The organism is Belnapia moabensis DSM 16746, assembly GCF_000745835.1.
Lineage (GTDB): Bacteria > Pseudomonadota > Alphaproteobacteria > Acetobacterales > Acetobacteraceae > Belnapia > Belnapia moabensis.
On the sequence record NZ_JQKB01000022.1, the window covers coordinates 79,860 to 90,873 of the forward strand.

The 11,014-nt window shown below is 69.1% G+C and carries 12 protein-coding genes and 1 pseudogene; 8 read left to right on the forward strand and 5 right to left on the reverse strand.

Features of this window, described 5'->3' with window-relative positions; all coding sequences use genetic code 11:
• Nucleotides 1-83 precede the first annotated feature (83 nt).
• Entirely contained in the window at nt 84-1,481 is a 1,398-nt protein-coding gene (gene gltX / locus EP26_RS15620; protein WP_043339748.1) for a glutamate--tRNA ligase, read from the forward strand.
• Here gltX and EP26_RS15625 read toward each other — a convergent pair whose 3' ends face one another.
• Nucleotides 1,482-2,636: a zinc-binding dehydrogenase gene (locus tag EP26_RS15625; protein ID WP_043339750.1), complete on the reverse strand. Its 1,155-nt coding sequence runs from the start codon at nt 2,634-2,636 to the stop codon at nt 1,482-1,484. It abuts the gene before it with no gap.
• 29 nt (nt 2,637-2,665) lie between these two features.
• Nucleotides 2,666-3,562 (reverse strand): diacylglycerol/lipid kinase family protein, encoded by an 897-nt coding sequence (locus tag EP26_RS15630; protein WP_043339783.1) that lies wholly within the window; start codon nt 3,560-3,562, stop codon nt 2,666-2,668.
• Between the two features lie 243 nt (nt 3,563-3,805).
• On the opposite strand from EP26_RS15630, the gene EP26_RS15635 reads away from it, so the two are divergent.
• The 4 genes from EP26_RS15635 (at nt 3,806) to EP26_RS15650 (ending at nt 7,720) form a co-directional block, all read left to right on the forward strand.
• Complete coding sequence (locus EP26_RS15635) at nt 3,806-4,621, forward strand: UDP-2,3-diacylglucosamine diphosphatase (protein WP_052389243.1); 816 nt, start codon at nt 3,806-3,808, stop codon at nt 4,619-4,621.
• A complete protein-coding gene (locus tag EP26_RS15640) occupies nt 4,614-5,669 on the forward strand; it encodes a glycosyltransferase family 4 protein (RefSeq protein WP_245624419.1) in 1,056 nt (351 codons plus the stop codon). The genes EP26_RS15635 and EP26_RS15640 overlap by 8 nt, the downstream gene beginning before the upstream one ends.
• 26 nt (nt 5,670-5,695) lie before the next feature.
• A complete protein-coding gene (locus EP26_RS15645; protein ID WP_043339751.1) occupies nt 5,696-6,301 on the forward strand; it encodes a class I SAM-dependent methyltransferase in 606 nt (201 codons plus the stop codon).
• Between the two features lie 69 nt (nt 6,302-6,370).
• Nucleotides 6,371-7,720: an esterase-like activity of phytase family protein gene (locus EP26_RS15650; protein ID WP_043339753.1), complete on the forward strand. Its 1,350-nt coding sequence runs from the start codon at nt 6,371-6,373 to the stop codon at nt 7,718-7,720.
• 65 nt (nt 7,721-7,785) lie between these two features.
• On the opposite strand, the gene EP26_RS33220 is transcribed toward EP26_RS15650, so the two are convergent.
• A complete protein-coding gene (locus tag EP26_RS33220; RefSeq protein ID WP_245624420.1) occupies nt 7,786-7,998 on the reverse strand; it encodes a potassium-transporting ATPase subunit C in 213 nt (70 codons plus the stop codon).
• Between the two features lie 424 nt (nt 7,999-8,422).
• On the reverse strand, nt 8,423-8,782 hold the full coding sequence (locus EP26_RS15655) for a hypothetical protein (protein ID WP_043339754.1): 360 nt from the start codon (nt 8,780-8,782) through the stop codon (nt 8,423-8,425).
• 315 nt (nt 8,783-9,097) lie between these two features.
• Here EP26_RS15655 and EP26_RS33225 point away from each other — a divergent pair.
• The 3 genes and pseudogenes from EP26_RS33225 to EP26_RS38620 form a co-directional block, all read left to right on the forward strand.
• Nucleotides 9,098-9,810, forward strand: a pseudogene (locus tag EP26_RS33225) (efflux RND transporter permease subunit); the annotation flags it as partial.
• A 31-nt stretch (nt 9,811-9,841) separates the two neighbouring features.
• On the forward strand, nt 9,842-10,498 hold the full coding sequence (locus EP26_RS15665; RefSeq protein ID WP_169747411.1) for a TolC family protein: 657 nt from the start codon (nt 9,842-9,844) through the stop codon (nt 10,496-10,498).
• Nucleotides 10,389-10,703 carry a hypothetical protein gene (locus EP26_RS38620; protein ID WP_408735101.1) on the forward strand — a complete coding sequence of 105 codons (315 nt, stop codon included), beginning with the start codon at nt 10,389-10,391 and terminating at the stop codon, nt 10,701-10,703. Before EP26_RS15665 ends, EP26_RS38620 begins: the two co-directional genes overlap by 110 nt.
• Here the strand turns inward: EP26_RS38620 and EP26_RS15670 are convergent.
• A partial coding sequence (locus tag EP26_RS15670; RefSeq protein WP_043339756.1) for a transposase occupies nt 10,693-11,014 on the reverse strand: 322 nt, incomplete at its 5' end. The genes EP26_RS38620 and EP26_RS15670 overlap by 11 nt on opposite strands.

The following is an 11,014-nucleotide window of genomic DNA, read 5'->3' on the forward strand; positions in this document are numbered from 1 at the left end:
CAACCCACCGGCCGCCAGCCCGCTTTCTGTTGCAACGCAGCAAATTGGCGGGCCGGCGAGCGCCGCCACCACCCAGGCAGGTCATGACCGTCCGCACCCGCTTCGCTCCCTCGCCGACCGGCTTCTTGCACATCGGCGGGGCGCGCACTGCGCTCTTCAATTTCCTCTTCGCCCGTCACCATGGAGGCCAGTACCTGCTGCGCATCGAGGACACCGACAAAGCCCGCAGCACCGGCGAGGCCGTCGAGCAGATCCTCGACAGCCTCGCCTGGCTCGGCCTCAGCCCGGACGAGCCGCCGGTCTTCCAGAGCAGCCGCGAAGCCCGCCATGCCGAGGTCGCGCGGGAGCTATTGGCGCGCGGCGCCGCCTACCTGGCCTACGACACGCCGGAGGAGCTGGCGGCGATGCGCGCCGAGGCAGAGGCCGCCAAGCGCCCGTTCAAGTATGATGGCTCCCGCTGGATCGGCCTCGACCCCGCCGCGGCCCCCGCCGACCGCAGGCCCGCCATCCGCCTGAAGGCCCCGCGCGAGGGCTCCACCGTGGTCGAGGACCTCGTCCAGGGCCGCGTCGAGGTCCGCAACACCGAGCTGGACGACATGATCATCCTCCGCTCGGATGGCACGCCGACCTACCTGCACGCCGTGGTGGTGGACGACCACGACATGGCCATCACCCATGTCATCCGCGGCGACGACCACCTGACTAACACCTTCCGCCAGTGCTTGGTCTATGACGCCATGGGCTGGCACCGCCCCCATTTCGCCCATATCCCGCTGATCCACGGCGCGGATGGCGCCAAGCTCTCCAAGCGCCACGGCGCCGTCGGCGTGATGGAGTTCGAGGCCCAGGGCTTCCTCCCCGAGGCCGTCTGCAACTACCTCCTCCGCCTCGGCTGGGGCCATGGCGATGAGGAATACGTCCCCCGCGACCGCGCCATCTCGCTCTTCGACCTGAAGGATGTCGGCCGCGCCGCCTCGCGCATGGACTACGCCAAGCTGACCCATCTTAACGGCGTCTATCTCCGCGCCGCAGACGATGCCCGCCTGACCGAGGACGTGCTGCGGCGCCTCGCAGCGCGAGGGATCGATTACGGCACCCTCGGCGGCGACCGCGTCCGCGCCCTGATGCCGGCACTGAAGGAGCGCGCCAAGACGCTCGAGGAGCTGACCTCCGCCGCCGCCTTCGCCGCCCAGGAAGGCCCGCCCCCGATGGACCCGAAGGCCGCCACCCAGCTCACGCCGGAGGCCAAGGCCCTGCTCACCGACCTCGCCCGTTTCCTCACCGACGCCCCCTGGGAGCAGGCGGAGATCATGAACTGGCTCCGCGACTACTCGGATGTGAAGGGGATGAAGCTCGGCCAGGTCGCCACACCGCTGCGCATCGCCCTCAGCGGCAGCACCCAGAGCCCGCCGATCGATGTGGTCCTCGCCGCCCTCGGCCGCACCGAGGCGATGGACCGCATCCTCGCTGCGGCCGAGTAGTCAGGCCTCCAGCAACTCGGGGAAGGGCACGATGGTGCTCTTCACCGTCCGCATTGCCATGGCATCGGCAACCGCCCGCCCGACCCCGTCCTCGTCGAAGGGATAGATCGTCTGCATCTCATACCATGGGTAACGGTCCCGCGCCCGGTCGAGCATGCGGATGCCGAGCGCCAGGTCGTTCTCGGTGAAGGCCCAGGAGCCGATGATCACCACATCCTTGGCGACGAAGCGGTGCCAGTTGGTGGCGATGCTCCCCGCATCGGTGAACTGCCCCATCTCGATCAGCGCCGCCCCGTCGCGCAGCATTTCGACGCCCTCCGGCCCCGCGGCGGGATGCCCCGTGCAATCCATCACCAGATCGGCCCCATAGCCGCCGACGATCTCCCGCACCCGCGCCACCCGCGCCTCCGAGGTCGGGTAAGCCTCGATGTCCACCGTAGCCTCCGCCCCGAAGCGCCGCGCCAGCGCCAGCCGCGGCTCCTCCGGCGCGCCGACGCAGATCACCCGCCCCGCCCCCATCTCCCGCGCCGCGGCGATGGCGAGGATGCCGATCGGCCCGCTCCCCTGGATGACAACCGTGTCACCCCAGCGGAACAACCCCATCTTCTGGGCACGTGCGAACCCGCGGATGCAGGAAGTCAGCGGTTCCGACAGCGCCCCGAGCCTGAGCGGCATGCTCTCCGGCAGCTTGTAGATCTTCGTCCCCGGCAGCGCCTCGAGATCGATATAGACATACTCCGCCCAACCGCCCCAGAGATGCGGCGGCCGGTCGAAGCCGAGATAGCGGCCGTAATAGACCGGCGTCTGGCAGCGGTTGGAATTCTCCGGATAGTGCTTGCAGTAGTAGCACTCGCCGCAGGGCATGAAAGGCGGGACCATGATCTTGGACCCGACGGTGATCGGCAGGTCCATCCAATCCGTCTTCAGCTCCGGCCCGATCTCGCGGACGATCCCGGTCATCTCGTGCCCGAGGGTGAAGGGCCAGGGCAGCGGCTTCGGCCAATGGCCCTTGAGGATATGCAGATCGGTTCCGCAGACCCCGCAGGCGCCGATCTGGATCAGCGCCGATTTCGGCCCGACCTTCGGCCAGGGCACCTCGCGGATGACGGGGGGCGCCCCCGGCCCGTCGAAGGTCGCAACACGAATGGGCTTCATCGGCCTCTCCTCCCCTTTGAAAGAAGAGCCTAAGCCGCCGACGCCACCCCCGTCACCCGCGGCAGCACGACGCGCAGCGGCGCCGGCGCCGCCCGCACCTCCACCGGCAGCCGCCCCACCGGGTCGCCATCCGTCTGCACGGCGACGCCCTCGCCCTCAATGCGCAGCCAAGTCGCATGCCGCAGCACGAGGCCCGGCATGCGCGGCAGCAGGTTGAGGGGCAGTGCCGCCCCATAGGCCGCCGCGGCCACAGGCCCCGAGCCGCGGAACAGCGCCACCTGGAAGCCCGGCCGCGCCATCTCCGCCTCCGGTGCCAGCAGGTGCCGCCCGGCATAGAGCCGCCCCTTGCTAACGATGACCGAGCTCACCCGTGTCTCATCATCCTCGAAGACGACCCGCAGCGACGGAAACCGGTAGCGCCCCAGCTCCCGCACTGCCTGCCAGACATAGGCCCCGCGCCCGATCCTCTGCTTCAGCCCAAGATCGAGATTGGCGACAACCGCCGCATCGAACCCCGCCCCCAGCATCTGCACGAAGAGCCGCGCTCCGCCACCCGCGAAGCGCGCCTCCCCCGGATGCACGAGGCGCCCCTCCCCCTCCGCCAGCAGCCGCGCCGAAGCCTCCGGCCGCACCGGGATGCCGAGCTCCCAGGCGAAGACATTCGCCGTCCCGAGCGGCAGCACGCCGAGCGCCGCCCCGCCGCCGGCCAGCCCCGCCGCCACCTCGGCGATCGTCCCATCCCCGCCCGCAGCGACGACGACGCCGCGTCCCTCCGCCGCTGCCTCCCGCGCCAGCTGCGCCGCATGGCCCGGATGCCCGGTCTCCACCAGGGTGAAATCCCGCCCGAGCCGGCGCAGCACCGCGAGCGCACGGTCGAGCCGCTGCCGTCGCCGCTGCCCGGCAGTCGGATTGAAGATGATCAGCATGTCGAGCTTATCGCAGCAAAGCATGACGCTTGCGGGTCATGACGAGGTCAATGGCTTTACAACAACCATGACACCGTCCGCTGCCCGTCATCGGCGCGTCATGTCGCAAACTCGTGCAGCCCGTTACTGCACGGTTTCATGAAGGGTTCACGACAGGATTGCTGATACTGCGTTACCCGCCTGCCGATGATTGTGTCCGGGGATTCGACTGCACGGCTCCCTGGCAAGCGCGAGGGCAGGATCATGCAAGCCGTCGAGGCCAGAACCCGGTACCGCAGCGTCTTCCTGTCGGACACCCATCTCGGCATGCGCGGCTGCCGCGCCGACTACCTGGCCGACTTCCTCCGCCGCACCGACTGCGACCGCCTCTATCTGGTCGGCGACATCGTCGATGGCTGGCGTCTGCGCAAGTCCTGGTACTGGGACAGCGACCATGACGACGTGCTTCGCATCCTGCTGAAGCTCGCCCGCTCCGGCACCGAGGTCCTCTACATCCCCGGCAACCACGACGAGATGTTCCGCAACTGGCTCGGCCAGGGGCTCGAGGTCGCCGGCGTCCGCCTGATGCGCGAGGCCGTCCACGAGGCCGCCGACGGCCGCCGCTTCCTCGTCATCCATGGCGACGAGTTCGACGGCGTGATCCGCTATGCCAAGCTCCTCGCCCATCTCGGCGACTGGGCCTACGACATGGCCCTCACCCTGAACCGCTGGTTCAACGCCGCCCGCCGCAAGCTCGGCTATCCCTATTGGTCGCTCTCGCAATGGTTGAAGCGCCAGGTGAAGGAGGCGGTGAAGGCGATCGACCGCTTCGAGCTGGCGCTCGCCAACGAGGCCGGCCGCCGCGGCCTCGACGGCGTCATCTGCGGCCATATCCACCATGCCGAGATGCGTGACGTCCACGGCATCACCTACATGAACGACGGCGACTGGGTGGAGAGCTGCACCGCCCTCGTCGAGCATGCCGATGGCCGCTTCGAGCTGATCGACTGGGTGCGCGAGATGCGTCTACGCAGCGAGCGCGAGGCCGTTACCCAGCGCCTGGCCATCGCCCGTGCCTGATCAGCACCTGACCCTCGCGGAAGCGCCGGCGAAGACCGCCCCGCTCCGCCTGCTGATCGTCACCGATGCCTGGGCGCCGCAGGTCAATGGCGTGGTGCGCACGCTCGGCACCATGGCGGAGATGCTGCGCGCCAATGGCGACACGGTGGAGGTGATCGGCCCGGACCGGTTCCGCAGCATCCCGGCGCCTGGCTACAAGGAGATCCGCCTCGCCATCGCCCCTCGCCGCAAGCTGGCGAAGCTGGTCGATGCCTACATGCCCTGCGCCGTCCACATCGCCACGGAAGGCCCGCTCGGTTGGGCAATGCGCCGCATCTGCCTCCGCCGTGACTGGCCCTTCACCACCGCCTTCCACACCAAATTCGCCGAGTACATGGAGGCCCGCGCCCATATCCCCGCCGCTTGGTCCTGGCGCGTGCTGCGTCAGTTCCACGCCCCGGCGCAGGCGGTGATGGCCGCGACCCCAAGCCTCCGCCGCGACCTCACCACCCGCGGCTTCACCAAGATCCGCCCCTGGACCCGCGGCGTCGACCTCTCCCGCTTCCGCCCGGAGCCGCGCGAGGCCTTCGAAGGCCTGCCGCGCCCCATCTTCCTCTATGCCGGCCGCGTCGCCGTCGAGAAGAACATTGCGGCCTTCCTCAGCCTCGACCTGCCCGGCAGCAAGGTCGTCATCGGCGACGGGCCCCAGCGCGGCGAACTCGAAGCGCGCTTCCCCAAGGCGCATTTCCTCGGCTACCGCGAGAACGGCGTCCTCGCCCGCTCCTATGCCGGCGCGGATGTCTTCGTCTTCCCCTCGCGCACCGACACATTCGGCCTCGTCCTGCTGGAAGCCCTCGCCAGCGGCACGCCGGTCGCCGCCTTCCCCGTCACCGGCCCGCTCGACGTCGTGACCGACCCACGCGTCGGCGTGCTGGACGAGGATCTCCGCGCCGCCTGCCTGCGCGCGCTGGAGTGCAGCCGCGAGGCTGCCCGCGCCCATGCCGAAGCCTTCTCCTGGGAGGCTTCGATGGCGCAATTCCGTGAAACACTGGTCCGGTTCAGCAGCTGAGTCCGCGCCGGACGAAAGGACAAAGCATGTCGAGCAGCAGCCTCCAACGGCACGATACCGCACATCCCACCGCCAACCTGCCGCTCTTCTTCCGCCGCTGGATGGCGGATCCGTTGCAGATGGGGTCCATCGTCCCATCCTCGCGCACCTTGTCGAGCCGCATCGCCAACCTCGCCGCCGCGGATGGTGATGGCGTCGTGCTCGAGATCGGCGCCGGCACCGGTGTCATCTCCCGCGCCATGCTCGATGCGGGCATCGCGCCTGAACGCATCGTACTGGTCGAGATCGTCCCCGACATGGCGGACCACTTGCGCGAAAGCCTGCCGGGCACCACCGTGCTCTGCGCCGATGCCTTCGCCCTGCCGCAGCACCTTCCGGAGCGCTTCGCCGGCCGCGTCAGCAGCGTCATCTGCGGCATTCCGCTCGTGCTGCTGCCGATCGAGCGCCAGCGCCTTTTCGTCGAGGGCGTCGAGCGCGTCGCCCCTGGCCTCGGCTTCCTGCTCTACACCTACTGCATCACCTCGCCGCTGCCGTACAAGAAGCTTGGTCTCTCGGCGAAGCGCGAAACCTGGACGCCGAAGAACTTCCCCCCCGCCAGCGTCTGGCGCTACCGCCCGCTGCAACAGGGCTGACACGGAACCGCCAAGCCGGCGCAACACGCGCCGGCTACGACGCCCCCGAACCGATAGGGGGACGCCCGCATGCGCCGACTGCTTCTCGCCACCACCGCCCTGCTGATGGCCTCTCCGGCCCTCGCCCAGACCCGCTTCGAGGCGAGCTTGGCCGGCCATGCCATCCTGCCTGCCTTCACCATGGCCATGCCACCCGCCGATGCGCCGCGCGATGCCCTCCTCGCCGGCAAATTCACCGGCCCCGGCAACACCCGCACCGACCAGCCCGGCAGCATCCCCGGCACCACTGGCCCGGCTCCGGCCGGCCGGCCGACCGGCATCGGCCTGCCCTTCATCGGCCAGCCGGTGCAGGGCTTCTCCGGCATCAAGCCCGTCGCCAATCAACCCGGCGCCTATTGGGTGCTGAGCGACAACGGCTTCGGCAACAAGCGCAACAGCCCCGACGCCATGCTGATGCTCCACCGCATCCGCCCCGACTGGCGCAGCGGCCGGATCGGCCTTGAGCAGACCATTTTCCTCTCCGACCCCGACCGCCGCGTGCCCTTCCGCATCGCCTATGAGGGCAGCGAGCGCCGCTACCTCACCGGCGGCGACTTCGACATCGAGAGCATCCAGCCGGTCGCCGACGGCTTCTGGCTCGGCGACGAGTTCGGCCCCTCCCTGATCAAGGTCGACCAGGAGGGCCGCGTCCGCCAGGTCGTCGACACCACCATCGACGGCCGCCCGATCCGCAGCCCCGACAACCCCGCCCTGCAAGTGCCCGCCACCACCTTCGAGTCCCAGCGCAGCGGTGGCTTCGAGGGCATGGCCCAGAGCCCCGACGGCAGCCGCCTCTATGCCCTGCTGGAGAAGCCTCTGCTGACGAATGGCCAGCCCGAGGGCCGCTTCCTCCGCATTGCCGAGCTCGACACCGCGCGTGGCGCCTGGACGGGCCGCGTCCTGCGCTATCGCATCGAGGAAGGCACCACCGCCATCGGCGATTTCAACATGATCGACGACCGCCGCGCCCTCATCATCGAGCGCGACGACGGCGAGGGAGACCCGTCGCTTGCCTGCGCCGCCGGCGCCAACCCGCCCGGCTGCTTCGCCAACCCGGCACGGGTGAAGCGCATCTACGTCCTCGATCTCGGCGCGGTGGACGAGCAGGGCTTCGTGAAGAAGCTCGGCTATATCGACCTGATGGCGATCCGCAATCCGGAGGGCTTGGCCCGCACCCATGGCGACCGCGCCCGGACCGAGCCGCAGGATCGCTTCGCCTTCCCCTTCTTCACCATCGAGAATGTCGCGGTGGTAGATGGCGAGCACATCATCGTCGGCAACGACAACAACCTGCCCTTCAGCGCGGGCCGCCACCTGACCCGCGCCGACGACAACGAGATGATCCTGCTTCGCGTGCCCGAGCTGCTCACCGCCCGCTGACCAGCGCAGCCCGTCCAGGTCGAGGTTCAGCCTCGGCACCTTGACGCGCGGCGCACCGAAGAGGCCTACTTCCGCCCCTCGGCGTGCCGCGCCACCAGCATCCTCGCCCGCTCCGGCGCGACACCCCGCGTCGCGGCCACACGCCCCGCCTGCCGGGCCGCATGTCTAGGGCTGATGCACGGATCGAGCCCCGAAGCCGAGGCCGTCACCGCATCCGTCGGCCCCGGCCCTCCCGCCGTCATGCGCTCCTTCAGCGTCTGCGGCGGGCGATCCGGCAATCACCGGCACCGTGGCGAGCACGAGCGCGATCTGCGCCCAACCGATCAGCGTTCCTCCGGCCGCAGCGCCCAAGGAGGTAGAGCAGCAGCCCGGCCGAGACGGCGCCGCCGAGAGGCAGCTCGACCACGGCGGTCACACGCGCTCACAGGCCGCGGCATAGGCGCGAAGGGCCTCAGCCCGAGGGCCAGTCACCGTCGTAAAGCATGGGCCGCCCCGCGCCGGGACGAGAGGTTCGGCTCGGGCGAGGGATTGCGCGGCGAAGGGTGCAAGTGTTCATGTGAGAAAGGGGCGGCCGGCATGAAGCCCGCGTGAATGAGAGGGGCGCCGCTTCTCTCATGCTATCCTTGCCGGGGCTCTCATTGACCATGCCTCGGCATCGTCAATGGCATCCCCGAGGGCCGAAAGGCCCTGGACCCCTTTGAGTTAAGGGCCGCGCTTGGCGCCGCGCCAGGGCGCACGGGGCCGGCTGGCACGGCGAACGACCTGTGCGCCGCCACGGCCCGCCGCCGTCTCGCCTGCCAGTTCCAGCGTCACCTCAGCCTCGGCCGCTGCCGCCTGCTGGCTGGTTTCCTCCGAGCGCGAGGTCCCGCCCTCGATCAGCAGCGCCACCGCACCATGCGTCTCCTTCACCGCCTCATCCTGCCGGATGGCGACATGCGGCTGCCCGTCGATGGTGAAGATGCGCCGCTGCATGGTCAGCCGCGCGACCTGTTCCTCGGTCGCCGGCAGGAAGGTGCAGCCGCGGGCCCGCGCCGCGGCGATCTGCTCGGTGGTCAGTTCCATGCGTCGTCCTTAGAGCAAAGCCGCCATCGGTGGAATCACCCCCCGACCGATTTCCGCCCGCCACCGCCCCTGTTGCATCACGAAACATGGCAATATTGACCAACTCAAGGGAACGCCAAAATTTCCGCCTCAAGGAAACTATCGGGTTTCCGCTCTGCCGGAACGCCCCCATGCCGCTGCCTGCGCCGAGGCGGCAGCCGCCTCCGCTCGCGCCACGGGCAACCGCTCCCAACCCCTGGTCCGCGCCCGCGCCGTCCGTCAGCGGGATCTCGACAACGCCGTCGCCACCCTCCGCCAGGCCGAGGTCGGAATCCGCTGAGCCGCATGCCCGGCGTCGGCGACTACCGGCTCTTCGGCGCGCAATACGCCATGCGCATCTGGTTCCACCCCGACAAGCCGGTGAATTTCGGCCTCACCCCGGGCGACGTCATCACGATGATCCGGGCCGAGAACGTGCAGGTCGCCTCCTGGTTCGTCCGCAACGGCGCCGGGCAGATGGTGCCCCTCTCCGCCTTCGCCCGTGCCGAATGGAGCGAAGACTTGCCGCGCTTCGAGCGCTACAACGGCCGCCCCTCCGTCGAGATCCTCGGCACCCCCGCTCCCGGCCAGACCACCGGCGCCGCCATGGCCGCGATCGAGGAGATGGCGCAGCGCCTGCCACCTGGCGTCGCCATCGAACGGACGGGCCTCTCCTTCGAGGAACGCCTTTCCGGCAACCGGCGCCGGTGCTCCATGCCCTCTCGCTGCTGGTCGTCTTCATCTGCCTCGCCGCCCTCTACGAAAGCTTGGCGATTCCGGCCGCGGTCATCCTCGTGGTGCCCCTCGGCATCCTCGGCGCCGTCGCCGCCACCGCGCTGCGCGGCCTGGCGAACGACATCTACTTCCAGGTCGGCCTGCTGACGACCATCGGCCTCGCGGCAAAGAACGCCATCCTCATCGTCGAACTCGCCAAGGGGGAGCATGGTCGCGGCGCCAGCCTGCTGAACGCCGCCATCTACGCCTCGCGTCAGCGCCCGATCCTGATGACCACGCTCGCCTTCATCCTCGGCTTGCTGCCGCTTGCCATTTCGACCGGCGCCGGCTTCGGCGGCCAGCTGGAACGCGAGCATCGGTTTCACATCCTACGAAATCGACCTCTTCAGCCGCATGCGCAGCCTCTCGACCCAAGCTTTCGAGCAATATCTCGGCTATGCCGAGACGCGGCGCAGCACCCAGCTCAGCCTTGTCTCCCAGGTCGCCAATGCCTGGCTCGCCATCGCCGCCGATCAGGCATTGCTCGACCTCACCCGCGCGACTTTGAAGAGCCAGGAGGAAGGCTACCAGCTCACCCGCGCAAGCTTCGACGGCAGCAAGCTCGACAGCCTCCCGTTCATGGGAGACGTCCCCGAAGGCCTCTCCTCCGACCTGCTGCTGCGCCGCCCGGATGTGCTCGCCGCCGAGCACAACCTCATCGCCGCCAGTTACAATATCGGCCCGGCGCGCGCCGCCTTCTTCCCCTCGATCAGCCTGACCTCAAGCTACGGCACGGCGAGCAACGGCCTCCAGCGCCTGGACCTTCGCGCCCGCCATCAACATCCCGATCTTCAACGGCGGCATCAACGGCGGCATCAACCGCGCCAATCTCCAGCGCGACATCCAGGTCGGGCAATACGAGCGGGCGATCCAGACCGCCTTCCACGAGGCCGCCGACGCATTGGCCGCCCGCGGCACCCATGAGGACGAGATCGCCGCCCAGTGCCGACTGTTCAAGGCCTATGCCGATGCTTACCGCCTGTCGCTGATGCGCTTACCGCGGCGGCCTCGACGCCTTCCAGACCCCGTTCGACAACCAGCGCCAGCTCTTCACCGCCGAGCAGACGTTGATCGGCATGCGGCTGGCCCGCCTGCAAAACCTTGTTATACCAGCCGCCCTAGAGCTTGACCTGAGCCCAGGCACGGGTGGTGATGGAGGTGACCTGCTCTGGTCTGCGCATCAGCGCGTTCCAGGCTGAGCAGCAGGCGTCCACGATAGCGTCGTAGCTCTCCCACACGCGATGACTGAGAAAGTTGGCCCGCAGGAACTCCCACAGGTTCTCGACCGGGTTCAGGTCGGGCGCATAGCGAGGCAGCGGCAGCAGGCTGATGTTTGCGGGCAGTTGCAGCTTGGGTGAGGTGTGCCAGCCCGCGCCGTCGAGGACGAGGACAGCATGGGCTCCTTTGCTTACGCCCAGGCTGATCTCCGCCAGGTGGATG